At 51.8% G+C, this 25,406-nt stretch carries 24 protein-coding genes and 1 tRNA gene; 7 read left to right on the top strand and 18 right to left on the bottom strand.

All coding sequences use genetic code 11. The features are described 5' to 3' along the window. Nucleotides 1-32: 32 nt before the first annotated feature. Complete coding sequence (locus FJM65_RS08800; protein ID WP_140621144.1) at nt 33-1,070, bottom strand: PhoH family protein; 1,038 nt, start codon at nt 1,068-1,070, stop codon at nt 33-35. Between the two features lie 97 nt (nt 1,071-1,167). On the opposite strand from FJM65_RS08800, the gene FJM65_RS08795 reads away from it, so the two are divergent. The 4 genes from FJM65_RS08795 (at nt 1,168) to FJM65_RS08780 (ending at nt 3,217) form a co-directional block, all read left to right on the top strand. Further along, nucleotides 1,168-1,944 (top strand): SAM hydrolase/SAM-dependent halogenase family protein, encoded by a 777-nt coding sequence (locus FJM65_RS08795; protein WP_140621143.1) that lies wholly within the window; start codon nt 1,168-1,170, stop codon nt 1,942-1,944. A gap of 125 nt (nt 1,945-2,069) precedes the next feature. Next, a complete protein-coding gene (locus FJM65_RS08790; protein ID WP_140621142.1) occupies nt 2,070-2,360 on the top strand; it encodes a putative quinol monooxygenase in 291 nt (96 codons plus the stop codon). A 179-nt stretch (nt 2,361-2,539) separates the two neighbouring features. Continuing rightward, nucleotides 2,540-3,076, top strand: a complete 537-nt coding sequence (hscB, locus tag FJM65_RS08785; RefSeq protein ID WP_140621141.1) for a Fe-S protein assembly co-chaperone HscB — start codon at nt 2,540-2,542, stop codon at nt 3,074-3,076. Nucleotides 3,077-3,133: 57 nt separating this feature from the next. Further along, nucleotides 3,134-3,217, top strand: a tRNA-Leu gene (locus FJM65_RS08780). A gap of 106 nt (nt 3,218-3,323) precedes the next feature. On the opposite strand, the gene FJM65_RS08775 is transcribed toward FJM65_RS08780, so the two are convergent. From FJM65_RS08775 to FJM65_RS08740, 8 genes are all read right to left on the bottom strand, one after another. Then, nucleotides 3,324-4,709, bottom strand: coding sequence for a hypothetical protein (locus FJM65_RS08775; protein ID WP_140621140.1), 1,386 nt, complete (start codon nt 4,707-4,709; stop codon nt 3,324-3,326). Nucleotides 4,710-4,885: 176 nt separating this feature from the next. Further along, nucleotides 4,886-5,815 carry a lytic transglycosylase domain-containing protein gene (locus FJM65_RS08770; protein ID WP_140621139.1) on the bottom strand — a complete coding sequence of 310 codons (930 nt, stop codon included), beginning with the start codon at nt 5,813-5,815 and terminating at the stop codon, nt 4,886-4,888. 158 nt (nt 5,816-5,973) lie between these two features. Next, nucleotides 5,974-6,711, bottom strand: a complete 738-nt coding sequence (locus FJM65_RS08765; RefSeq protein ID WP_140621138.1) for a hypothetical protein — start codon at nt 6,709-6,711, stop codon at nt 5,974-5,976. Continuing rightward, the gene (locus FJM65_RS08760) at nt 6,708-7,100 is read right to left on the bottom strand and encodes a GntR family transcriptional regulator (RefSeq protein ID WP_140621137.1); all 393 of its coding nucleotides are present in this window, start codon (nt 7,098-7,100) and stop codon (nt 6,708-6,710) included. The genes FJM65_RS08765 and FJM65_RS08760 overlap by 4 nt, the downstream gene beginning before the upstream one ends. Nucleotides 7,101-7,112: 12 nt before the next feature. Next, a complete protein-coding gene (locus FJM65_RS08755) occupies nt 7,113-7,886 on the bottom strand; it encodes a hypothetical protein (RefSeq protein WP_140621136.1) in 774 nt (257 codons plus the stop codon). After that, nucleotides 7,870-8,724 carry an ABC transporter ATP-binding protein gene (locus FJM65_RS08750; protein WP_140621135.1) on the bottom strand — a complete coding sequence of 285 codons (855 nt, stop codon included), beginning with the start codon at nt 8,722-8,724 and terminating at the stop codon, nt 7,870-7,872. The genes FJM65_RS08755 and FJM65_RS08750 overlap by 17 nt, the downstream gene beginning before the upstream one ends. Before the next feature lie 277 nt (nt 8,725-9,001). After that, complete coding sequence (locus tag FJM65_RS08745; RefSeq protein ID WP_140621134.1) at nt 9,002-10,573, bottom strand: DUF6770 family protein; 1,572 nt, start codon at nt 10,571-10,573, stop codon at nt 9,002-9,004. A gap of 22 nt (nt 10,574-10,595) precedes the next feature. After that, nucleotides 10,596-12,092, bottom strand: a complete 1,497-nt coding sequence (locus tag FJM65_RS08740) for a M48 family metalloprotease (RefSeq protein ID WP_140621133.1) — start codon at nt 12,090-12,092, stop codon at nt 10,596-10,598. 489 nt (nt 12,093-12,581) lie between these two features. Here FJM65_RS08740 and FJM65_RS08735 point away from each other — a divergent pair, with 489 nt between their 5' ends. Then, nucleotides 12,582-13,184, top strand: a complete 603-nt coding sequence (locus FJM65_RS08735) for a TetR/AcrR family transcriptional regulator (RefSeq protein ID WP_140621132.1) — start codon at nt 12,582-12,584, stop codon at nt 13,182-13,184. 89 nt (nt 13,185-13,273) lie between these two features. Next, complete coding sequence (locus FJM65_RS08730; RefSeq protein ID WP_140621131.1) at nt 13,274-13,807, top strand: YceI family protein; 534 nt, start codon at nt 13,274-13,276, stop codon at nt 13,805-13,807. Nucleotides 13,808-13,876: 69 nt separating this feature from the next. On the opposite strand, the gene FJM65_RS08725 is transcribed toward FJM65_RS08730, so the two are convergent. Further along, nucleotides 13,877-14,179, bottom strand: coding sequence for a hypothetical protein (locus FJM65_RS08725; protein WP_140621408.1), 303 nt, complete (start codon nt 14,177-14,179; stop codon nt 13,877-13,879). A gap of 204 nt (nt 14,180-14,383) precedes the next feature. Here FJM65_RS08725 and FJM65_RS08720 point away from each other — a divergent pair, with 204 nt between their 5' ends. Next, the gene (locus FJM65_RS08720; RefSeq protein ID WP_140621130.1) at nt 14,384-16,108 is read left to right on the top strand and encodes a T9SS type A sorting domain-containing protein; all 1,725 of its coding nucleotides are present in this window, start codon (nt 14,384-14,386) and stop codon (nt 16,106-16,108) included. A gap of 74 nt (nt 16,109-16,182) precedes the next feature. On the opposite strand, the gene FJM65_RS08715 is transcribed toward FJM65_RS08720, so the two are convergent. From FJM65_RS08715 to FJM65_RS08680, 8 genes are all read right to left on the bottom strand, one after another. After that, entirely contained in the window at nt 16,183-16,638 is a 456-nt protein-coding gene (locus FJM65_RS08715; RefSeq protein WP_140621129.1) for a YybH family protein, read from the bottom strand. An 88-nt stretch (nt 16,639-16,726) separates the two neighbouring features. After that, nucleotides 16,727-17,266: a glycine zipper domain-containing protein gene (locus FJM65_RS08710; protein WP_140621128.1), complete on the bottom strand. Its 540-nt coding sequence runs from the start codon at nt 17,264-17,266 to the stop codon at nt 16,727-16,729. Nucleotides 17,267-17,460: 194 nt separating this feature from the next. Continuing rightward, on the bottom strand, nt 17,461-17,919 hold the full coding sequence (locus tag FJM65_RS08705) for a hypothetical protein (protein WP_140621127.1): 459 nt from the start codon (nt 17,917-17,919) through the stop codon (nt 17,461-17,463). 323 nt (nt 17,920-18,242) lie between these two features. Next, complete coding sequence (locus tag FJM65_RS08700; RefSeq protein WP_140621126.1) at nt 18,243-19,454, bottom strand: sensor histidine kinase; 1,212 nt, start codon at nt 19,452-19,454, stop codon at nt 18,243-18,245. Beyond that, nucleotides 19,444-20,019: a chemotaxis protein CheB gene (locus tag FJM65_RS08695; RefSeq protein ID WP_140621125.1), complete on the bottom strand. Its 576-nt coding sequence runs from the start codon at nt 20,017-20,019 to the stop codon at nt 19,444-19,446. The genes FJM65_RS08700 and FJM65_RS08695 overlap by 11 nt, the downstream gene beginning before the upstream one ends. Continuing rightward, nucleotides 20,019-20,849, bottom strand: a complete 831-nt coding sequence (locus tag FJM65_RS08690; protein WP_140621124.1) for a CheR family methyltransferase — start codon at nt 20,847-20,849, stop codon at nt 20,019-20,021. The genes FJM65_RS08695 and FJM65_RS08690 overlap by 1 nt, the downstream gene beginning before the upstream one ends. Continuing rightward, nucleotides 20,839-24,918 (bottom strand): response regulator, encoded by a 4,080-nt coding sequence (locus tag FJM65_RS08685; RefSeq protein WP_140621123.1) that lies wholly within the window; start codon nt 24,916-24,918, stop codon nt 20,839-20,841. The genes FJM65_RS08690 and FJM65_RS08685 overlap by 11 nt, the downstream gene beginning before the upstream one ends. Nucleotides 24,919-25,113: 195 nt before the next feature. Then, a complete protein-coding gene (locus FJM65_RS08680) occupies nt 25,114-25,401 on the bottom strand; it encodes a hypothetical protein (protein ID WP_181163680.1) in 288 nt (95 codons plus the stop codon). Nucleotides 25,402-25,406: the final 5 nt, after the last annotated feature.

Raw genomic sequence — 25,406 nt, 5'->3', positions numbered from 1 at the left:
CAAAATGAAGGTACAGAAAGTTCAGCTAATCGCTATTCTGCCGGCTGCTTCCTGCTGCGGCCGTTCAGTTTCACGGTTTCGCTATCTTCGGCTGCCTTGGCCTCCTCGCGGGCGGCGCGGCGCTTCTCCTCCAGTTCGCTGTAGGCGTTCACGATGTCGCGCACCAGGCGGTGGCGCACCACGTCCTCAGCAGTCATCTCCACAAAGCCGATGCCTTTCACGCCGCGCAGGATATTGAGCGCCTCCATTAAACCGGAGCGCTGGTTGCGCGGCAGGTCGATCTGCGACCAGTCGCCGTTCACCATCAGCTTGGCGTTCGGGCCCATACGCGTCAGGAACATCTTCATCTGGGCCGGCGTGGTGTTCTGGGCCTCATCCAGCAGCACGAAGGCATTGTTCAGCGTACGGCCACGCATGTAGGCCAGCGGCGCAATCTCAATGATCTTGTTCTCCTGGTAATACTTGAGCTTCTCCACCGGGATCATGTCCTCCAGGGCGTCGTAGATCGGGCGCAGGTAGGGGTCTACCTTGTCCTTCATGTCGCCGGGCAAAAAGCCGAGGCTCTCGCCTGCCTCTACCACCGGTCTGGAGATGATGATCTTCTTGACCTCCTTGTTCTTGAGCGCGCGCACGGCCATGGCCACCGACACATAGGTTTTACCCGTACCGGCAGGCCCCAGCGCAAACACCAGGTCGTTTTTCTCCACCGCGTCCACCAATTTCTGCTGGTTCGGGGTTTTGGCCTTGATCACGCCGCCCTTGCTGCCGTACACGATCACGTCCGAAGAAGTGATGATCACCTCCTCTTCGGTTAAAGAATCGGTGCCAAGGTATCTATTTACGCTGTTATGCGTAATCTTCCCAAACTTATGATAATGGTCTATCAGCGAAGACAGGATTTCGTGGATTTTCGTGATCTCAGGGGTCTGCCCCTGGATCTTTATTTCGTTACCTCTCGATATGATCTTGCTGCTCGGGAATGCCGCCGCAAGCTGTTTGATGTTCTGGTTCTCTGTTCCCAGGAAATCGATGAGAGATATATTCTCTAAGGTTATTACTTTCTCTACCAAATGATTACCCTCTTATATAGCAGGTTTAGAATATTTTCTTTAATTTAACTAAATTCAGTAATATTAATACAAATCTACTCAAATTATAGTTCGTACTATGGCTGTAATTACGTTTCTGTCTGACTTTGGATACCGGGACCACTACGTAGCCGCCGTGAAAGCCAAAATCCTCTCGTTAGACCCACAGGTGCAGGTTATTGACATCACGCATGCCATTGAGCCCTACAACATCGCCCATGCTGAGTATGTTTTCGGGGCCGTTTTCCGGGATTTTCCGGAAGGCACCGTGCACATTATTGCTGTAGACACCCACGGTTGTAAACATGGCAAATACCATGCTACAAAGTATAAAGGGCATTATTTTCTGCTGCCCGACAATGGCCTGCTCTCGCTGCTGACAGATGGGCAGCCCGAGCTGGTGGTGGAGCTGAAGACGGAGGCGCCTTTCCTGCCCTCCCCGGCGCGCGACCTGCTGGCCCCTGCCGCCGTTTACCTGGCCCAGGGCGGCGACATAGACGTGCTCGGCGACCGCACCACCAACTTCAGGCAACTGTTTAACCGCCAGCTGCGCCTCGGCGACCATGCCATCACGGGCCACGTCATCCACGTGGACCGCTACGGCAACCTCATCACCGACATCACCCGCGACAGCGTGGAGACCATTGCGCATGGCCGCACCTTCACCATCCACTTCGGCCGCGAAACCATAGGGCGCATTTACCCCAACTATAACCAGGTGGATGACGGCGACTGCTGCTGCACCTACAACAGCGAGGGGCAGCTGTGCATCGGCATCAACAAAGGCCACGCCGCCCAGCTCCTCGGCCTCGGCTTCGACTCGCAGGTAGACGTGCGCTTTTATCCGGGGAATTGATGGTTGATGGTTGTTGATTGCTAAAAATACCCCAAATTGGCTGGACTTACAGTTATTCTTATTTTTGCCGTAGTACCTTGTGGTCCTGCAACGGCCAAAAACAATTAACAACTAACGATTAAACCATGCTAATACGCATCGTCCGGATGACGTTTAAGCCGGAGAAAACGGAGGAGTTCCTGGAGATCTTCCGCAATTCTAAAGACAGGATCCGCGCTTTTGAGGGCTGCAACCATGTGGAGCTGCTGCAGGACCTGCACCAACCCAACGTATACAGCACCTACAGCCTCTGGGACTCCGAGGAGCACCTGAACGCCTACCGCGGCTCGGAGCTTTTCGGGCAAGTATGGCCGGCCACCAAAACCCTTTTCGCGGCCAAGCCGGAGGCCTGGTCATACAGGCAGGTCCAAGTGTAAAGACCTCGCGGAGTTCCCGAAATACTTCGGCACTGGCCTCCGGTCTTGCCAGCATCCGGCAGTGGGCGAGCGCAAACAGCCTGGTTCCTTTCGAACAATCCTGGCCCTTTTGCTGTACCTTTGCTGTGTATGGCTGCCTTTGTTGGGCTGGCCGCTAAATATTAATTGCTGATTGATACATGAAAAACTACTTCGAGTTTTACGATATACCTGAGAGTTTTATACTTGACGAAAAGGCGCTGAAGAACACCTACTACAAGCTGAGCCGCGAGTACCACCCGGATTTTTACGCCAACGAACCGCAGGAGAAGCAGCAGGAGATCCTGCAGCTGAGCACCCTAAACACCAACGCCTACCGCACCCTCTCCAACCCCGACCTGCGCATGCAGTACATCCTGAAGGAACACGGCATACTGGAGGAAGGCGGCAAGAACGAGCTGCCCGGCGATTTCCTGATGGACATGATGGACATTAACGAGGAGCTGATGGAGCTGGAGTTTGACTTTGACGCTGCCAAGCTGCACGAGATAGGTGAGAAAACAGCGGGCATTGTGGCGCAACTGGACAACGATGTGCTGCCGGTTCTGCAACGCTACCCCGAGTTGCACGGCATCACCAAGGACGAGGCCCTGCAGGAGGTGAAAACTTATTACCTGAAGAAAAAATATCTGTTGCGTATTCAGGAAACATTATCTAAGTTTGCATCCCGTTCCTGACAGAGGAACACCAGTTCGACTCCGGCCCAAGGTACTTAAGCTGGATAAGGACGACAAGCCTTGGTGGCGGAATTGGTAGACGCGTTGGTCTCAAACACCAATGAGGTAACACTCGTGCCGGTTCGACTCCGGCCCAAGGTACAAAAGCCCTGCAGATGAAAATCTGCAGGGCTTTTTTGCTTGGTGCTGTTTTGAGTTGTTGGTAAAAACACCAACAACGGCTTTAATTGTTAAGGCTGACTTTCCCTTAGCTTGTAACTTTTTCTATTCCTTTCGATACCGCATTATGCGTATGTTCTTCTATTTTTTGCAAAAACCTATTGTAGCCTTTTGGTGCTCTGGGTGTATCAAAAGGTGATTCATATATCAAATCTACTGTCTTGTTTATAAATTCTCTAGATTCGTCACTCTCTGCATTTTCTTTTATCATTTCGTTATAAGAAAGCAACGATAACGATAGTGCTGATTTGAAAGAATACTTTTCAATCAGCTCAGCTCTTGAGTTATATTGCGATACAATGAAATAATCAAGAAATAATAGTGGAATGGAGATAACTAATTTAAAAATAAATGCTCCATCAATGTCTTTTAGATCCAATGGGTTGACTCCAAGCCACTCGCTTCCGTTGACCAATAAGATAGATAGGCACACTATGAGAATATTGATTGAAATTATACCTCCAAGCCAATATTTTTGTTTTTCTTCTAACTGCTTCTTCCTTAACCAAAAGGACCGATAAAGCCTGCCAGCATTAGCGCCCTCTAATAGTTGATTCACTTTTCGCTGTTGTTCAAGGTTCGTTACAACTATTGAGCTAGTTTTATCTACTAAAGCTTTTAACTCTTTACTGAAGAAGTCTGTTTCAGTATCAATGAAGAACTGAATATCTCCTGTCTTTTGTTCAATAAACTTCTTTATCTTATTACCTGATGCTTCTATAGTGTCTTCAATACTCTGGGCATTAGTATGCACAGAGTTTATGACTAATTTTTTATTGTTGATATCCTGCACACTTGTCTGGATATCTTGGTAAAGAGCATCAATCTGTTTTTTAATGTTTATGACTGTCTTGTACTCAGATTTTAGAGTAGCATTTGTCTTAGTCCACTCATCTACCTGCTGCTTTACATTAGTAAGTAAACCCTGAGTTTCATTGAAGACACCTTCTGCTTTCTGAATTTCAGCTAAATTCTTTTCAAACTGTTTCTTCCCCTTAACTAGCTCCTTTACTTCCTCTTTATAACTGTATAATCCTTTTGAATTATTAAGTATGGGTAAATGAATAAACAGTTCATATATATGCAGGATATTTGTGATTAAGGCAACTGCTTGATTTTTTACTGTAGAGTGTCCTACATTATAGGAATGCTGAGCTATTATATTTAAATGGCCAGTTATGCTTGTAAGATGGGTGGCCATTTGATTTCTATTTATAAAAGAAATTTTGTCAAACTCCCCGTTTTCTATTGCGATAAGTACGTGGTTTTTTACAACTTCCAGCTGTGCGGCCGCCTCTTCAATAGTGGTTTCGCTGCTCGTGAAGTTCGGATTCCGTTCAATGAACGTTTGTAACTGATTTTCAGGAGCTGGATTTTTAAACCAGTTTGAAATATTAGTTGTTGTGGGGTGCATTGCCGTAAGGTTAGTTCAAGGAGCCAAATATAAGATTAAAAAATTTTTTTTGGCTTATATTATAAATCTCCTAATAATAAGCTGCTCCTTCTGATTTACAATATGATAGTATGATAAACTCGGATTTATATTCCCTTGGCACAAGCGGACGCTTGCGCTATGGTGTCCCCTTATACTTACATCGCCTCCTGCGGCAGCTTTAGCTCAAACGCCTTGCCTTGCGGCACGGTTAGCTTGTAGTCTTTTAGCCAGGGGTTGTAGAGGCGCAGGGTTTTGTAATTAGTGCCTTGCTCCAGCGCGTAGGCAGGCAGGTCTTTAATGGTGGAAGTGATCTTGATAATGCGTGATGGCAGCGGTTGGTAGCCGCGCTCTTCACTCATCTCGAAGTTATACTTCTGCGGGTTGCCCAGCACCTCTTTCAGGGCCAGGATGCGGAACATGTACCGTGAGGTTTCGTCGTTCAGGTAGAGGTCGTAATAGGAGCTTACCCCCTGCCGCTCCAGCGCGCGGCCCAGGCCGGCCATACCTCTGTTATAAGAGGCGGCGGCGTTGGTCCAGGAGCCGAAGCGCGCTTTGGCTTTTTTGAGGTACTGCACAGCCGCCAGCGTAGCTTTTTGCACATGGAAGCGCTCGTCCACCTCGCCGTTCACCACCAGACCGTAGCCGCGGGCAGTGTCGGGCATCAGCTGCCAGAAACCAGCCGCACCGGCCGGCGAGGTAACGTGGCCAAACAAACTCTCGGCCAGCGCCAGGTATACAAAGTCTTCCGGCACATGGTGTTCTTTCAGGATGGCTTTAATCTCCGGCACATAGCGCTGCATGCGCTTCAGGCCCAGAAAAATGGTGCCGTGCAGATAAGAGTTCACCACCAGCTCGCGGTCCAGGCGCTCGGCCACGTCGGGCACCTGCAGCGGCACCGGCTCGCCGGCAAAGCTCAGGGCCTCCGGCACCGCCGGCGCACTAAACACCGGCTTCAGCGCATTTAACTTTGTGTCTGATGCGGTAGTCATACCGCCTGCGGTCATGATCTGCTGCTGGCTGCATAGCTGCACCGCCAACACAATCACCAACATAATGCCTAGGTACTTCCAAATCTGCTGAGCCATGGTTTCCTCCCTCCTTTCGGTCTTTTTTTAAGTATACTTTTGAACGTCCTCTTTAAATTAGTCAAAAAAGGAAGAGCATCAAAGCAACTGCCGCAAGGGCTGGTCATTCGCCTCAGATTCGGGGCCAACGGCTTAAAATAAACTTCAGAAACCGCCGGTTATTGCCGCAGCACACGCAGCGACGCCCCCGACAAAACTGTTTTGGCGCTATCCGAGAAGCTGTAGGTCAGGTTGGGGATGGAAACGTTGTCCAGCACCAACTCGCTGCCCGACCGGATGTCCAGCTGCGCGCTCTGGATGGTGTTACCGTTGGCCACGGTTAGCTTCGGGCTGCTGCCGCTGCTTATACCCGCTGTGGCCTGCAGGTGACCGATCTTATTGCCCTGAAGTATAACCGCGCTGCCGTTGTCCTGCAAAATCGTGAGGCTGTCGAGCTCCATCTCTTTCAGTGTAACTGCATTATGAACCATACTCCATTCTTTATATGCTTTCTCCTCTATCTTTTTACCGCCAGCGGTATACACAGCGTTTGTTTTTAAGGTGGTAAGGTCGGGGCAGGAGATGATGACATGAGGCCCCGCGCTCGGCATGCTATACTCTTCCGGATATGCCACCTCCAGCACCAGCTCCTCCCCGCGCACCTCAGCTTTTACATAGTCCGCTACTTTGTCCAGCACCCGCACCTCAAAGTCTCCCGGCACTATCTCCACGCTCATGCTGTTTCCCACGTTCACCGAAACCTCCTGAAAGTCTTTCAGCCCCCGGGCCTCATACCCGGCAAAAGGGTTTTTAAAACCGCCTTTTTTATACTCGGCAGTCAGGGCCACGTTATATACCGCCAGCGAGGCGAGCAGCACAAGCACGGCTGCCAACAAGAGTTTATTACTGGTTTTCATGATTCTTTCTTTTGGGATGCTCCGTAATGGTCTGATGTAAACTTTTCGTAAAGGCCCTGAAGTTCTTCCAGGCTGATGCCGAGCAGGTAGAGGTTCGTAAAAAACACAGGCAGGTCCTGCTCCAGGAAACGCTCCTTGCGGTAGGCTTTCACTTTGGCGGCGGCATCAGGGGCCACAAAAAAGCCGATGCCCCGCTTGTTATAGATCACCTCCTGCTTCTGCAGAAACTCATAGGTGCGCATCACGGTGTTGGGGTTTACCTGCAGCTCCACCGCCATCTCCCGCACCGAGGGCACTTTATGTTCTTCGGGCCACTCCCCCAGCAGGATGCGCTCGCTTATGTAGGCGGCAATCTGCAGGTAAATGGCTTCGTTGTCTCTAAATTCCATGTATGTTACGCTTTAAACCTGCTTCTCTCTTAGCCGCGCGTAGGCCGCTATCCAAAGTATAAGCATCAGCACCACCCCTAAAGCGGAGTTTAACCATTCGGAAAACTGCTTGGGAGGCGCTACATTAAACATTCTGTCGTTCTCTGTGAGCGTAACTCCCCCAAAAGGCATGGCTGAAAGGTCGTGGCCCAGCACCAACTGTATCACCTGCTTGTTCAGGGTTACCAGCACGATCATAAAGAGCAGGAAAACGAAGGCAGTTTTAATAAAGTGCCCTTTCTCAAAGTATACCGCTCCTACCAGGGCCACCGCGTGCACCATGGCATAGGCACCCAGCACGTTCCGTAGCATTCTCCCGGAGAAGATGTTCAGCATCTGCTTCTCTGCACCCTGCCAGTCGTCCATACTTAGCACCACCGCGAGCACGCCGTAAAAGCTGATGGTATAAAGTATAAGGAAGATGAGGAAGGAGAAGACCCAGCCGAGCAGGTACTTTTCCAGGTGAGAGGCCGGCAGTGTGAGCGTGGCAATGGCATGCTTTTTATCTCCGAGGGCGGAGAAGATGCTGCTCGTAAAGATGGCGCCGGCCAGCAGCAGCGGCATCACAAACAAGAACTCCTGCATGCTAACCACCAGGGGCCGCGACTGCACATAGGCAGGCACCCCGATCAGGAGCGCCAGCAGGCCGGTAAGCACGGCCAGGCTCATAAGGTATGGTTTATACTGCTCGGCCACCTGTTTCTTAAACAGCAGCCCGAAGCGCCTGAGGTTAAAATGCCTGCTCATACTCTGTCAGTTTTAAGTGATTTAAAAGACTGCTGTTGCCGCTAATAAGGGCGTTAAAAAGAAGTTCTATTTCTACTTTGCTGTAGGTGCCCTGCAGGTTCGGCATGATCACCTGCTTGCCCCTCACAGAGTCTTCGGCATACAAGACCTGTTTGCCGGCTGTGTCAGGCAGGGTGGCAAATGTCAGTTTCTCGGCTATTTCGTCCAGGCTGCTGTTCAGTATGATTTTCTGCTCGTGCAGCACCACCAGCCTGTCGATCAAGCTATCCAGGTCTCTTACCTGGTGCGTGGAGATAACGATGCAGCGTTCCTCGGTCAGGGCGGCCGCTATGGTTTTCCGGAACTGCACCTTGGAGGGGATGTCCAGCCCGTTGGTAGGCTCGTCCATCACGAGGAGGCGCGTGTTGGCGGCAAGGCCGAAGGCGATAATGGCTTTTTTCTGCTGGCCAAACGAGAGCTTGCTCAGCACGGCATGCTGCGGCACCTCAAACTCCTGCAGGTACCGGTAAAAAGAATCCTCGCAAAAGTTAGGGTAGAAACAGGCCGTGCTGGAAACAAACTTCTGCGGCGTGAGCGCCGGCACGTAGATCTCCTCCGGAATGAAGTATAAATCCTCCAGCAGGTCTACCGGTCTGCCGGAAACACTTTTGCCGTGGATGGCGCACCTGCCGTGCCTGGGGAAGCACAGGCCTACCATGTTCTTGAGCAACGTGGATTTACCGGCTCCGTTCTTACCTAACAGGCCATAGATGTGCCCTTGCGAGAGCGACAAATGCAGGTTCTGGAAAAGCAGCGGCTTTCCGGGGTACCCAAAGCTTAACTCCTGGATCTCTATCATGCGTGCATTGCTATAGTGTATTAGTTACATAGTACACTACAAATGTAAACAAGTATTTTTATTTTCCTATACTTTGTTAGAATTTTTGGGTTGAAGTATAAAATTTAATAGGCAAGTGCTGCAAAGCTGCTGGCACATTGCGGCAGGCAGAGGTTAGCAGCAACGCGAACAACTGCTTATACCTTGGAAAAAGCAAGGCCCGGACACTATTGTCCGGGCCTTGCCCCAGTATGCACGGCTGCGCCTTTGGCAGCCAGCCGACTTTGAAGCGCTCTGTTTACTTGTTTAGCTTCACCAGCTTCATCTCCAAATTATTATCCACATTATTCAGCACCATCACATAACCGGTTTTTGCGGGATACACGAAAGTCGTTATCTCTTTAGAAGAAGAAATATCCAGTTTGTCTGTAACAGCACCTGCGCCGTTCAGGAAGGCCACGCTCTCCAGCACGGTTTGGTCATACCGGCTCCTCTTTAACTTTGTATCCTTGGTGTAGCTCAGGTGCAGGTTCTCCGGGTTATTTTCACCTTGCGTAAACTGGTAGTCAAACCCGTTGGTCCGCTTGATGATGTGTCCAAGCACGGGGTTGCCGAACGGCTTGCTCCTTCGGGGTAGGCCAAATTTTGTTTCCTCTTTATCAAAGACATCCACCCTGCTGAGCTTAAGGTCAGGCGAGAGTGTATAAACCGCCATATCGCCAACTATGCCGAAGACAGTGGGCTTAACGCTGCCCATTACCGCCAGTGCCACCGAAACGCCATCCCGCCGCAAAGTGTACTGCTCTGTGATAATGTGGTATCTGCCACCGCGCCCTTGCACTATATCATGCACAAAACTGATCTTACCTTTGCCAAAACCTTCCATCGCGCCCTGCGGCAGCATCGGCGCGATGCCTTTATCCCATTCATAAAACTCCACATGCTTCTCTTTGCCATCAAGCCCGATTCGCTTTATAAACATACCCTGGCTGTGATCTTTCAGCACTCTGGCCTCAGCCGCATAAAACTCGCCTGCAGCAATCACTTCACCCTTTTTGCCATCCAGCCTGAAGTTGCCCAGTACCAGCTGCCGCCCATCCTGCTTTCCTATTTCGTAGTCCAGCACTTTCTCGCCGGTTTCCACATCAAAAGCTGCTATATAAAATAAAGTGCCCTGGTATTTGGCTGAAGGACTGCGCCCTATAGTGGCCAGCAGATATTTATCCGTCACCTCGTTTACGATGATGGTTTCGTAGCCTTTTGCTTTCTTATCCGTTTGGTAGCTCCACTTCAGTTCAAGGTTGTTGTCATACATCTCCAACTCAAAGCCCTTTTGGCCTCTGGTGTAGGCGTTTCGGATAAAGCCCTTCTGGGGCACCGGATAGAGGTTAAGCTCAGAAATATTCCTGTTGCTGCGGTTAAGGGGGTGCAATAGCTGCTGGTAGGCAACACCTCGGTTGGTGCTGGAGATTTTGGGCAGCTCAACAGACTTTACCTTGTTCAGCGCGTTATCATACACATCCAGTTCCAGGTTTCCTGACGCAGCATCATAAAAATAAAAAGCAAAGCTCTTTCCGTTAAACCACGAACCGAGCAAGCGGTTGTAGTAGCCTTCCTTGGTAATCGTAATGTTTTTGAGCTTTTGCAGGTTCTGGTCAAAAAGATCAAACCCATAATTATAGTGTTTCTTGTCAGCCTGGTCTGTTCTATAAAAAATAGAGTAGCCCTGCACCTCCGCCCCGACATAAACTGGGTTAAGCGCCTCTTTGTTAAAATTAGAAAAGCCGGCCAGTGTGTACTGCTGCGCCTTTGCCGTGAAGGTGCACAAGCTTAGTGCCAGCAAGGCAATCAATGGTATACGTTTTCTCATACAGTGAAATTAAAGTTGTTTCTTAGTTAATGCCTTCCCAAAGCAGCAGCGGGCCAAACCGTCCCTCCTTGTACTCCTCCAGATAGATGTTCCGTAGCCTATCTGCCTCCTGTTCTTTATCCAGTAGAATGGCTTGGGCATACTTGGCCATTAAGCCATACTCTTTGTTTGCAGGCACGGCTTCAGCGCCAGCTAAAGCTGAATTCAGGCAGTTGCCGATGCTTTTAAAATCAGAGGTATTCAGGCTGTTCAGAAAGTTGAGGAAGTCGTTTAGGTTGGCAGGTTTGTAATCAGAGGCTACTGCCACCATCTCACCGAACCGGTGCTGCTCCATGTGCCGCTTTAGCCCGGCAAGGCTCATCTGCACCATGCTTCTGAGGTAAGTACTTCCGGGCTGCCCTTGCAGCAGCAGAAGCGCGTTGAACAACGAGTAGTCGTAATTGCCAGAGTCATACCAACTCTGGGTGACCTCCCGCTTTGCCAGGTCTGCTATATGCCGCATGCCTTGGCTGTATCCGCTTTCTGGCTTTGCGGCTCTGGCCTTATCTCCGGCCAACTGACGGATGTAGGCTAGCCGCTTCATGCAGTCCGGGTGCGTTTTAAGCGTATCCGGATTTTCTGCAAAATCAGGCTGCTGTGCAGAAATATTGAAAACGGAGGCCGTTGTTCCATTTTGCTGAGGCTTATAGGTATAACCTGCACATCCAAAATACCTGTTGATGTCTACAGGCTGCACGGAGTATGGCAGGTCTACTTTATCTAGAAGCTGTAGAGTACCGAAGGCATCCGCTATACTATAGCGCGTGTTTGTGTACAAAATAAGACCCAGGGAGTCTGCTTGCGTTTCCAGCGAGCGCTTATGGTACAGGCTGTTCAGGGTAAGCCCCTCCAGAAAAGACTCCATTTTAGCGTACTTGTTGTACTTCTCCCGAGTAAGCTTCTTATACTGTTTCTTGTAATAGCGGCCATGCATCACATCTAAAATTTCTGTGATGTTACGCTCCATGTGCCGCAGCTTAATGTGGGCCAGTTCATGGCATATGATGTACGCCAGCTGCCCCTCATTCTGCAGTTTGGATAACAAGCCCACGTTAAAGAATATGGTACCGTCTGCCAGAGCATAGGCGTTCTCCACCGGGCTTCTTGTAAGCACAAGGTTAGCAGGAGGTAATTCCTTGTTGGCGGCCAGCACCTCCTGAAACACCTCCTGCACAAACGGTGAGATAACTGTATCCAGCAAGGCCGTATAGCGCACCCGCTCATAGCTGTCGGTAGCTGTTCGGGCAACTATACTAGCAAAGCTTTTTTTATAGTCTGCACTTACCCCCTCCGGCACCTGAAGGTAGCGCACCAGCGACTCCCGCTTGGCCGTCGCCAGCCTGTGCAGTTTGGTGGTATCCGGTTCGTAGAAAGGGAAGTATTCATTTTGAGAGGCAGAGGCGACAGAGAGCCCAGACAAAAGAAGTAGCATGCAGACAACTACCGCCCGCAGCTTTGCAGATGAGTATAATAGAAACATAAGTCAGTTTGTTTTCAGTTTGAGCAACGTCATCAGCTGGCACAGAACCTTTATACTTTGCACTTAGCTAATACCGTCACGATTCTAGGCACACAAAAAAGTACAGTTCTCTATGTAATTCACCACCACTCTTTCTTCAGAAACCTTACATAAACTTAGCACTATACTCCACCTATGCGCATTTTATTGGCACAAATACAGGCTTAAAAGCTGTTATAAACCAAATATATAATTTAGCTTATACTTGGCAAAAGAAAATTTAGCAACCTCAACAAATCATACAATAAGTATAACAACACACTGCTATAGTTAAAGAATCATCTAAAATTTTATCTTCTTTAAGAGGTGTAGTTTACCTTAAGAGGGCACCTTGATTTTCTTTCGTCAATCACTCAGTTTTCTTTACTTGTGCCGCCACAAATTTTACTTTCTCGCCTGGAACTTCTACCTTTGCTAACACTGTTAGGTAAAATAACAGAGATAACAAGAATGGGAATAGCAGAACGGAAGAAACGGCATAAGGAAGAGGTACGGGCCTCTATACTGGAGGCTGCCTGGCACCTGGTGGTGCAGGATGGCTGGCAGGCGCTTTCTATCCGAAAAATTGCCGAGGCCATCGAGTACAGCGTTCCCGTGATCTACGACCATTTCGCGAACAAGGAGGCCATACTTCTGGAGCTGACAAAGCAGGGCTTTCAGAAGCTGAACCAGGGGCTGATCAAGGCAAAGAATAAAGTTGAAACGCCTGAAGCACAGATAGAGGCCATGGCCTACGCCTACTGGAAGTTTGCCTTCGACAACGCGGCTTACTACCAGGTAATGTATGGCCTGGGCATCCCGTCCTGCGAAACGGTAAATCAGATCAGCGAACTGAGCACCTTCAGCGATTTGATTTTGCAGCCGATCAAGGAGCTTATCGCGGCAGGCAAGCACCCCGACACGGACCCGTTCCTGAAACTGCACACGTTCTGGTCTATGCTGCACGGCCTGATCTCGATCAACATGATGGGCACCGGCGAAAACAAAAGAGAGCTGAACCAGTTAGTGCTCCAGGATTTTATCCGAGGCTTTGTGTCCGGTATGAAAGCATAATTTTTTTGCCGTTATACCTAACAGTGTTAGGAAAAAGAACATCATTAAACTTTTAGAATATAACAACTTTAAATTTAGTACGAATAAACATGGCAACTACAAAATGGTCTCTGGACCCAACCCACAGCGAACTTGGTTTTAAAATTAAGCACCTGATGATCTCCAACGTGACCGGCAAGTTCACGGAGTTCGAAGCGGAGGCTGAAACCGACGGAGATGACTTTACAAACGCGAAGGTGGTGGCAAACATTAACCCCGCCTCTATTGATACGAGCAACGAGCAGCGCGACGAGCACCTGCGCAATGCCGACTTCTTTGCCACCGATACGCACCCGAACATGAAGTTCGTGTCTACTAAAGTAGAGAAGGTAGATGACGAAACCTTCCACCTGTTCGGCGACCTGACGATTAAAGACACGACCAAGCCGGTGAAGCTGTCGGTAGAGAACAACGGCATTGCCACAGACCCTTGGGGCAATGTGAAGGCGGGTTTCTCCATCAGCGGCAAGATTAACCGCAAGGACTGGGGCATTAACTACAACGCTGCCCTGGAGACAGGCGGCGTGATGCTGGGCGAAGAACTGAAGATACAGGGCGAGGTGCAGCTGGTGAAGCAGGCATAACCCCTCCAATTATACTTGTAAGGAGGCTGTTCCGGCATGCGGGGCAGCCTCTTTTTTTGGGGCTGCACTTCAGCACCTTTCCACTACTATGTACCTGGCCGAGTAGCTGTTGCTTTTATAGAGCGCCTGCAGCGCCGTCACCAGCGACTGTATGCCGCTGCCCTTGGCCTGGTAGCTGCCGAACGGCTCCAGGTAGTTTTTATAGCCGCCTCCCCTGCCCCGGCTCACGACCCTTCTGGCATCTGCTTCCTCCACATCCTGCAGGCTTTTCGCCAGCACCACCCGCTGCATATAGGGCAGCGCAGCCTTCATACTCTGGTAATCAGAAAAAGCGTAGAGGCGGTAGTATGGGCTAAGTTTAAAGGCGTTCATCAAAGGCAAAGATAGCAGACTTCACAGGAATTGCCATTGCGCCAGGTGTAGCCGCTTTAGCCGTTTATACTTACTGGGGCAGCCCTTTTATTAACACTTAACTTGCACTATAGCAACAACTAATTTACATATACATCGTTAAACATCAATATTCATGAAATAATATAAATATATAAAGCAGCAAGAGAGAAGGGGGAATTGCTTATGAGGAACTTTACGCTGTTACTTTGCTGTGTACTACTACTTCACGCAAACGCTTTCGCCCAGTTTGCCTCTATTCAGCCCTTAACCCCCTTAACTGTCTCTGCCACAACAGCAGATAAGCCGCAGTCTAAAGTATGGGAGTATGCCGGCAGTTTTTGGACTGTTTTGCCTAACTCCAGCGGCACCCACCTCTGGCGCCTGATTGACGATACGTGGGAAGAGGCGCTGTTCCTTTCTTCAGCCACAGACATGCGTGCCGACTGCAAAATAGTTGGCAACGTAGCCCATATACTCATCTTTAAAGGCAAAAACTCCGAACTGGTCTCCCTGGAATTTGACCAGGAGCAAGACAACTATAAGCTATGGTCCCTGCGTAGCGCAACTGCCGCCATCACCCTGGATAATAGTGCTGAGACTGCCACCATCGACATTGACGGCACTGGCCGGATGTGGCTGGCATACAGCGGCAACCAAAGCAGCGGCAAAAAAAGGATCTACGCGCGGTGGAGTGTTCCGCCTTACTCCAACTGGAACAGCACGAACAAGCATACCTTTCCTGAGGAGATCTCCAGCGATGACATTTGTGCCGTGATTGCGATGCCCGGAAAGATAGGCGTGCTGTGGTCGAACCAGTTAACAAAACGCTTTGGCTTTAGCACCCATACCGACGGCACCGATGCCGATACCTGGTCTCAGGACGAAATGCCGGGTGCAACACAGGCTGCCGATAATATTGGCGGCGGCATGGCGGACGATCATTTGAACATGGCCGTAGCTGACGACGGCACGCTGTACTGCGCCGTAAAAACCAGCTACGACAACGGCGACTACCCGGAAATCATACTTCTGGTGCGCCGGCCCGACGGCACCTGGGACGATTTGTACGAAGTGACGCACCGCGGCACCCGGCCCATCGTGCTCCTTAACCAGGAGGCAAGCAAGGTGGTGGTAGTTTATACCTTATCTGATGGCGGCGACAATATCGCATATAAAGACTCTCCTACCGATAACATTGCCTTTGGCCAGGAGCACATTCTGATGAGCGGGGGAAGCTATAACAACGTTACCAGCACCAAAGCCAACTACAGCGGCCAAACCGTTATACTTGCCTCCAGCGGGTTGCAGGCCTTTGGCGTGCGGGCCAGCGACCCTATCACCTCTTTGCCGATAGAGCTTCTGCATTTTTCAGCCAAACGCGCCGGCAACAGTGCCACGCTGGAGTGGGCCACTGCCTCAGAAACAGATAACAGCCACTTTAACATTGAGGTAAGCACCGACGGAAAGCACTATACCAGCACCGGGCACGTGGCCGGCCATGGCACCACCGTATCCCTGCAACACTACGCCTACACCGACCCGAACATTGCCCGTTACGGAAGCAAAACATTATACTACAGGCTAAGGCAGGTAGACTATGGCGGCACCTACAGTTTTAGCCCTGTGCGGGTAATTCAGGCGGGCAGCACGCCGGGCGCTCTGGCTGTACAGGCTTACCCCAACCCATTTACAGACAGCTTTCATCTTACCGTTACCTCTCCTCACCACGGGCAGGCGCTCATCCAGCTTCATACTTTAGAAGGCAGGGTGGCATACCGGTCCGCTCAGGAACTGGAGAGTGGCCACAACCAGCTGCTGCTGCAGAACCTGAACCTGCCGGCCGGCATCTATATTCTCTCCGTTCAGCTCAGCGACGGGCAACAGCAGCTTAAACTCATCAAGCAATAAGCTGGCTCAAAAACAAAAAAGTCCGTGCGGCAGTTTGTGCCGCACGGACTCCCGTTTTATACTATAAACCTGCCTTAATTCTTGGCCTGTACCGGCAAGTCTTCAAGTTGGGCATAGCTCAACTTCCACTCGCCGTCTTTGTTCTTTTTCCAGAGCAGGATAAAGTTACCCTCCCCGATTCCGCTCAACTGGTCTGGCCCCTCAGGCAGCACATCCACCGAGAAAGTACCGGCCTCATACGCTGTTTCACTGTCGGTACCGGAGCTTACCACATTTGTCTTCAGGTCAGAAATGCTGCTGTAAGTATCCTTAACCCAGCGGTTTGCTACTTCAGATTTACCCTGAAAATGCGTCTCTCCCTGCAAGAACTGCACATCCTCTGCCAGTAACGAGATTGCTTTGTCAGCGTCTTTGCTGTTCCAGGCACTGATAAACTCCTGGTTCAGGCGCTGCACATCCACCGCCTCTTCCGGCTCTGAGCAGGAAGTAAACACAGCGGCAAAAAACAGTATATACAAAAAGCGTTTCATACTTGTGTGATTATGTTGTAAAATGCTGCGGCAGGTACGCCGTAACGAAAACCTGCCGCAGATAAACTTTGCTGAAGTGGTTAACGTGTTACCAGCTCTTTCTCCTTACCTCTGAAGTGGCATAAGCGGTATTAGGCTTCCCGAAGGTGAGGTTTGGCAGATAGCCAAGGCTAGTGATAAGCGACGGCTCCTCCTGGTAAGCGGCATAAGGCACCACCACCTGGTTCTGAGCCACCATTGCCCGCTTAGCCGGGGCTGGCTGGCTTACTTGCTTGCGTGCAGGGGCTTTGGCTGCCACGGTTCTGGCGTTTCGGGCCTCTGCAGCTCTTGCCGCCTCCGCAGCTCTGTTGGCAGCAGCCACGCGCTCAGCCTCTTCGGCTTTTCGTTTGTTATCCACGCGCTTGCCAATGGCATAGCCGGCACCGCCACCTACAACGCCACCCACTACACCGCCAACCACCCGGTTGCGCTTATGTATAATGGCACCTGCCGCCGCACCGGTAGCCGCGCCAATCACGGCGCCTTTTGCCTGCGGACTGATCTTCTTTCTCTCTTGTGCCATGCCCGGAATACTCAGCAGCATCGATACTATAAGGAGCATGCTGAAAATGTAATTTCCCTTTTTCATAACGTGTTCTTTAAATTAAAAATCTACTTCACGTATTCAGGGAGGGTAATTTGCAATTTGTGTGCCACTCAGGAATACCCAAGCAAACCACAAGACATAAAAATCTTTAAATCAACGCATTAACGAGGTTTATTTTTTTTCAAAAAACAGAACATGAGCACAGAGATTCAAGGGTCTTGGCCTCAGGAGCAGGCTTATATCAGCTTTTGCAGGCGCTGCGTCAGCTCCTCCACCAACTCTTCGCTCCACTTACCGGCCACGTCCTCCAGCTCCGTTTTTTCCCAGCGCTCCAAGTATGGCTTCTCAAGCCACACGTTGTTCTTGTCCGGACCAACGGTATAGCTGCTGTACTCCAGTTTAAATACCAGGTCCTTGGCCAGGTTAAACGCTTCTACCCCCGGTTTCTGAAATCCCTCCAACCGCAGCCGCAGCCCCAGTTGCTGCACGTTGCCGTTCTCTACGCTCACCACTTCCGATGTGTCGGCTGCCGAGGGGTCTCTGGTCCACGTGTCAATTACCCGCTCCAGCGTAAAGTTGTCGAACATAGGAAGCACCGGGGCGATACTTTGGTGGATCTGCTCAGCCAGGGCAGGAAGTATGGTGTTGTAAAGTTGCTGGATGCTTTGCTTGTCGCGGGTTGGGTATTGGCTCATAATGCTTGTAAAGTATACTTTGTTGAGTTGAGGTGATTTGCCTTATACTATAGCTGCCACAGGTTGTTACAGATGCCGGCGCAGGCAGAAAGCTTGCGGCAGTACCCGGCAAACAACGCAAGCCGAAAGTTTGCTTCGTGAAAAAATGCGTGGGAGGTTAACAGGAAAGAGAGCTTATCACCCCGTCGGAACCGTAGATGAGGTGCATCAATGAGTTGATATTAGTATCATACTTCAGAACCCTTTCAATGACAAGGAATCAGAAGAGCTCAGGCACAGCAACAGGAGGCGCAATGCGCGTGGTTCTCTTCAAAGGTAGCCGCTTATTCCTGCCTCAGGTATACTTTAAACTCGGAGCCTTTGCCCAACTCACTTTCGAATTCAATCCGTCCATCGCAGTTCTCCACAATCCGTTTCACAATGGCCAGGCCAACGCCGGTGCCTTCCACATGCGCGTGCAGCCGCTTAAACATCCCAAACACTTTTTCCTGGTCCTGTTTACGCAAGCCCAAGCCGTTATCGCGAACCGTTAACACCACAAAGCTGCCTTCCATCTTTGTAGCCACGGCAATTTCGGGTTTTCTGTCGGGGGAGCTATACTTAATGGAATTGGAAACGAGGTTGTAGAGGATGCTGCGCAGGTTTTTTCTGGTGAAAACGATTTCGGGGGCAGCCGAGAAATCTGCTGTTATATTAGCGCCATACTTCTGGATCAGGTCTTTGATGTGCACTTTCACATCATCCAGTATCGCCTGGAAGCAGACGTTCTCCTGGGCTTTGTTTTGCTCCTGGTGCTGCACCTTGGCCACCTCCGTCAGGTCCATCAACGTATCTTTAAAACGCCCGATGGCATCGTTAATCATGTGCATGAGCGGCGAGACATCCTGCAGGTCCAGCTCCTTCTCCTCCAGCGTTTCCTGCAAGGCGGTCATGAGGCCCTCAATGTTATTGATAGGAGCCTTCAGGTCGTGCGAGGCCGTGTAGACGAAGTTATCGAGATCCTTGTTGGCCTTGGTAAGGGCACGGGTGCGCTCCTGCACACGCTGCTCCAGCTCCTGGTTTAGCGCTTTGGTTTCCTTGTTGGCACGCTCCAGCTCCTTTTTCTGCAGGTAAAAGCGCACAAAAGCGGCCACTTTGGCTTTGGTGATGATCGGGTGCAGCGGCTTAAACAGAAAATCCACGGCTCCGGCCTCAAACCCCTCTATCACATGGGCATCCTGCTCCGAAATGGCGGTTACGAAGATAATCGGCACATGGCGGGTTTTGGAGATATCGCGCAGGTAGCGGGCCACTTCATAGCCATTCATGCCGGGCATCTGCACATCCAGCAGGACAAGCGCCAGCTCCTCCTGCAAGGCTATTTTCAGGGCTTCCTCGCCGGAGTTCGCAAACAGGTAAGTCACGTTATCTCCCTCCTCAGCAAGCAGGCTCTCCAGGCTCACCAGGTTCTCCGGCTTGTCGTCCACCAGCAGTACCCGGACGGGGTGTACGTTTGTATGCGTGGTTATCGGTTTGATATCGTGGTCAGTGTTCATGTAAGGCTAGCAAAAACTCCTGTATACGCGCTACGTTCATTACTCTACAGCCAGGTATGGTGGCAATGGCTGCCTGTGGCATGGTAGCGACCTCCGCCTCTGCCGGGTCCTGGGCCACCACCAAGCCTTCTTTTTCAAATATATACTTTAATCCTGAACTTCCGTCCCTGCTGGCGCCACTTAACAGTATGCCTACCGTGTTTTTGCCGTAAACATCGGCGGCGCTGGTAAAGGTTACGTCGATGGAGGGGCGCGAATAGTTCTCCAGCTCCGAGTCGTCCAGCGAGAAAGTATGGTCTTTTTCCAGAAGCACATGGTAGTTGGCTGGCGCCAGATAGACGTGCCCGGGCAGCACCGGCTCCTTGTCCCCCACCTCCACTACCTTCAGGGGCAGCTTCTTGTCGAGCAGCTCCTGCAGGCTGCCCTCCTGGTTGCGCAGGCGGTGCAGCACCAGCACCACCGGTATGCTATAGTTTACCGGCAGGTCCTTCAGCACGCCCAGCGACGCCTGAATACCGCCCCAGGAGCCTCCAATCACCACCAGTTTTAAAGCATCGTTCTGCATTAGTTTAGCTTACGGTAAATGCGGTTGCTCTTATCCACCGCGTTATAGTTGCTGCTGATACCCGACATCGCCAGCGTTTCCTTTTTGCCCAGCGCCAGGTAGCCCAGGCTCACCAGGCTCTCGTCGAACAAGTGAAACACCCGCTCCTGCAGCTGCCGGTTAAAGTATATGAGCACGTTGCGGCACACAACCAGGTGGAACTCGTTAAAAGACGTATCGGTAGCCAGATTGTGCGGGTAAAACACCACGTTCTTCACCAGCTGCGCGTTAAACTTCACGCTGCCGTAGTTGCTGGTGTAGTAGCTCGAGAACTCGCGCTTGCCGCCTGCCGCATAGTAGGCCGACGTATAAGCCGCCATGTTGGCTGCCGGAAAAATGCCTTCTTTGGCCTGCCGCAGCACCTTTTGGTTAATGTCGGTCGCGTAGATCTTGGTGCGAGACAGCAATCCCTCCTCCTCTAAAAGTATGGCCAGCGAGAAAAGCTCCTCCCCGGTGGAACAGCCGGCATCCCAGATCTTAATGTAGGGGTAGGTGCTAAGTATGGGCAGCACGTTCTGGCGCAGCGACAGGAAAAACGTAGGGTCGCGGAACATCTCGGTCACGTTCACGGTCACCTCCTGCAGGAAGTTCTCGAAAAAGAAACTGTCTGCAAACAGCCTTTCGCGCAGCGCCTCCATGCTTGGCAGGTGCTTCTGGCCCAGAAAGCGCTTTATCCTGCGGTACACCGAGGCCCGCGCGTACCCGCTGAAGTCGTAGCCATACTGCGTGAGGATGTCTTGTATCAGCGCCTCTACCTCCTGCTCAAAAAGCTCCTCCTGCTCAGGCCTCATACAACCACACCCGCATTAAAGTCAGCAACTTGTCGGTATCCACTGGTTTGGGTATATAGTCAGAAGCGCCGGCTTCTATGCATTTCTCTCTGTCTTCTTTCATGGCTTTTGCTGTGAGCGCGATAATCGGGAGCTGCTTGTAACGAGAAATAGCCCGGATTCGTTTTGTCGCCTCTATGCCGTCCATCTCCGGCATCATCACATCCATCAGCACCATATCGATACCCTCCTCAGCGCCAAGCTTGTCCAGCGCCTCCTTGCCATCGTAGGCGGCCACCACTTCCATGCCGTGCAGCTCCAGCAGGCTGCTCAGCGAGTAAATGTTGCGCACGTCATCATCCACCACCAGCACTTTTTTGCCGCGCAGCACCTCCTCTGGCACATGCAGCTTCATCTTAAACTCCTTGCCCTGCGGCAGCTTCTGGTTTACCTTGTGCAGAAACAGCTGCACCTCATCCAGCAGGCGCAGGTAAGAGTACTCGTTTTTGATGATGATGGTGTTGGCAAACTCCTTCAGCTGCGTTTCCTCCTCGCTGCTCAGGTCTTTGCCCGAGTAGATGATGATCGGAATGTCGGACAGGCCCGTCTGCGACTTGATCTTCTTCATCCAGTCGTAGCCTTTCATGCCCGGCAGGTTCAGGTCCAGTATGATGCAGTCAACCTTCTGCTTGGCCAGCACCTGCTCCGCTTCCTCGGCAGAGAACGCAGAGGTGGACTTGAGGCCATGCGCCAGCAGCAGCTCGGCCACGGCTCTGTTCTCTATCTCGTTGTCCTCTACAATCAGGATGTTCTCAATGGAGGCGTCAGACCCGCTCAAGATAGAACTGAAGGCCTTGTTCAGCATCTCCAGCGTAACCGGCTTGGGCAGGTATTCCTCGTTTTCGGCGTGCTCGCCTATCACCTCCTTGTCATAGGCCGACATTACGTGCACGTTCATGTTGCGCAGCTCCTTATCCTCCCGCACATACTTCAGCACGTCCCATCCGGTCATGTCGGGCAGGTGAATGTCGAGCAGCATGGCGTCGGGCTTCTCCTCGCGGGCCAGGTCCAGGCCGTCCTGCCCGGTGTAGGCCTGCCGCACCTTAAAGTTTTTGGCCAGGGCAAAGTCAGCCAGAATATCGCTGAAGCCTTTGTCATCCTCCACGATCAGCACCTTAATGTCCTGCCTGTCCTGTCGCTCCATGTCCATAAACATCCGGCCCACACTCTGGCCTTTGCCATTTACCTGGGTTGGTGCGGGCGCAGGCGCAGGTACAGCGGCGGCAGGTTTCTCCGGTTTTATACTTGTCACGCGCTCTGGCGCGGCAACTGGTTCCGGCTGCTTACGGTCTGCGGCGGTCTGCGGCACGCGCGGCAAGTATAAGGTAAAGGTGCTGCCTTTGCCCTCCTCACTCTCCAGCATCAGCTCCCCGCCCAGCAGGGCAGCCAGTTCTTTGCTGATGGTAAGGCCCAGGCCGGTGCCGCCATACTTGCGCGTGGTAGAGGTATCGGCCTGCTGGAACGCCTCAAACACCATTCCCTGCTTCTCCTTTGGTATGCCGATGCCCGTGTCGCGCACCGAAAAGGCCAGGATATCAGTCTGCTCGCGCAGCTGCTCCGATTTAAACTTAGGCTTATGCAGCACAGGCGAGATGGAGAACTCCACTTCGCCGCCGGCCTCGGTAAACTTCAGGGCGTTGCCGATAAAGTTCTTCAGGACCTGCTCCAGGCGGAAGCGGTCGGTCACGACTATGTCGGAGCTGCCGGGGTTGATGCGCTCGATGAAGCGGATCTGCTTTTTGGCGGCGACTTCTTTAAACAGCGGCGCCATGGAGATGTCCTTCACCTGCAGTTCCTCTGTCTCCAGCCGCACCATCCCCGACTCGATCTTAGACAGGTCCAGGATTTCGTTGATGAGACGAAGCAGGTCGTTGCCCGACTTGTGGATGATCTGGGCATGGTCCACCTGCTTCTCAGAAAGGGTGTTCTCAGAGTTATCGGCCAGCAGCCTCGAAAGTATAAGGATGCTGTTGAGCGGCGTGCGCAGCTCGTGGCTCATATTGGCCAGGAAGTCGCTTTTATACTTGCTCACAGTTTCCACCTGCTGTATTTTCAGCTCAATGGCCTCGCGCGCATCTTCCAGGGCTTTGTTCTTGGCACCCAGGGCCTCGTACTGCTCCTCCAGCAGCTGCGCCTTCTCCTCCAGCTCGGCGTTCTTCTCCTGCAGCTCCTCCTGGTTCACGCGCAGCTCCTCTTCCGATGCCTTCAGCTCGGCGTTGAGTTGGCGCAGTTCCTCCTGCTGCGTCTCCAGCTCTTCGGCCTGGTTCTGTGTTTCGTATAGCAGCTCCTGGGTTTGCAGGTGCTGTTTCAAGGTATGGATCACCACGGCAATGCGCTCGGCAATCGACTCAAACAGGCGCTGGTGCAGCTCTGTGTAAGGCCGGCGCGAAGACAGCTCCAGGGCTCCTACCATGTTATCGGCAAAGTATAGCGGAACGATGATCACGGAAGCCGGGGCGATGTCGGCCAGGCCGGATTTAACCCGCAGGTACTCCTCCCCCACATTCTCCAGCACTTTTACCTTGCGCTCCTGCACCGCCTCGCCTACCTTGCCCGTGCCGATGGCAAAGGCCGGCAGCTGCTCGGGGCTTACGGCCACGCCGTGGCTGGCAACCGGCGTTAGCTTTCCGTTGTTGCCGTGCAGGTACATAATGCCCGCCTCCGAGCCGGTGTAGTCGCAAAGAAAGGAGATGGCTTTTTCGGAAACCCGGTCAAGGGCTGTCTCGCTGCTCACCTGGCTGTTGAGCTCCGATACGCCGGTAAGTATAAACGTGCGGTTGGCGCTTTCGGAAGTATAGCGCTGCAGATTATCTTTCATGTCGCGGATGGCGCCGCTTAGCACGTCCTCCTGGCTCTGCAGTTCCACCTCCACATCGTAGCGGCCATCGCCAATGGCCTGCGCCACTTCCGACAGCTTCACGGTTTTGCGCAGCACGCCCCTAAAAGACTCCGCCACGCTGCCAATCTCATCCCTCGAGTCCACGTCGATCACCACGTCGGTAGCGCCAAGTTTAATGCGGTCGGCGGCGGTTTTCAGTCTCGAGAGCGAGGTGGCGATCAGGTTGATGATATACATGGCCAGCACAATGGCCAGCCCCACGGTCAGCAGAAAAACCAGCAGCAGCACGCCAACTTTCCCCTCTTTCTCCGTAATGCGCGCATTCACCTCATCTCCGATGCGCCCGATCAGCACCTTCTCGGCTACCCGCAGGTCTTCTATACTTGTGGTAAACTCCCGGAACGTTTTGGCAGGGTCGTAGGCCGATAAATCCAGCTCCGGTTTTTCGTCGATGGCCTGCAGGATGGCCGCCATGCGGTGGTAGTTCTCTGACTCGATTATCTGCTGTACATTTTGTATGGTTACAGGATCGGCATAGCGGTTAAAATTAGCCAGCGCCCGCTCAAACGCCGCAATTTGAGACATAACGACGCCGTAGTCTTTGGGAGGGAAGGAGCCCGACTGAATGGAATTTACCACCAGGCTCCGGATACGGCCGAGCTGAATTTTTGCCTCGGTTAGTTGCCTGAAGCTCTCCAGTTGCCGGGCCAGTACCGGGTTGCCAGAATTGGAAGCGTTATCGGCCATTCTATCCAACAGGCTAAAGATCAGCTCTGTGGAAAAGCGCCTGTATTCCTGCACGTTCAGACGATGCTGGTCTAACTGGGTGCGGAAAACCTTCAGTTCGTTCAGCATCGACAGCTCCGGCAGCGTTCTTCCGGATTCTTCAAGATACTTTTTCAGATCCCTTTCGGCGGCGTCCGTCTCTACGCGGTAAACTTTGGCCTCTACCAGCATAGCCGAGTCGCCGGTGGCGGCGCCTAAAGCACGGGCCCGCTCCCGCTGCAAGTAGTGCAGGTAAGCCGAGATTTTCTCCGATTCCTCCAGCTGCAGCATTTCCTCCTGCAGGGCCTCGCTCTCCTCCAGCTCCCGGATAACGGTGGTCGTAACCAGGTATACTAGCGGAATCAGCAGCAGGGACAGAAGAAGGATGAGCTTATCCCTGATCTTTAGGTTTCTTATGATGTTCATCTAACGAGCTTATAGTTTGGCATTTTTTTACCTACTAATTGGCAAGTTAGTAAAACATAGCCTGATTTACTGCCTCAGGCGCACAGTTCAGGCAAAGAGGGAGGAGAATAGAAGTATAAAAGTGGGGCACGCTGAGGGCTTCCTCACCGGCGCAGGCGCTGCTTTGGCAGGCAGTTTTGGCTTACATGGCAAGGCTTACCAGTCAAACATTTCCATCAGGTCTACCTGGTTGATGTATGGCTCCAGCGCTTTTTTGCTTATAAAGCCCCGCACCAGGCTCACATAGTCGTTTGCCGGGTTGTACCAGATTTCTGCAAAAAAGCTGCCCAGGTCGTATAAGGCGATCCGGTAACCTCTTCTGCCGCGAAAAGCTATAAAATTCCCATGGGCCCAGATAATCTCTAATCTTCCTGCCAGGGTGTGGGTGTTAAAAAAGGTGAGGTCCATGCGGTAGTATACGTTGGTAAGCGGTAAAAGAAACAAGCCAT

It is taken from the genome of Pontibacter mangrovi (genome assembly GCF_006385705.1).
GTDB classification, from domain to species: domain Bacteria; phylum Bacteroidota; class Bacteroidia; order Cytophagales; family Hymenobacteraceae; genus Pontibacter; species Pontibacter mangrovi.
This window is presented reverse-complemented; position numbering and strand designations above follow the sequence as displayed.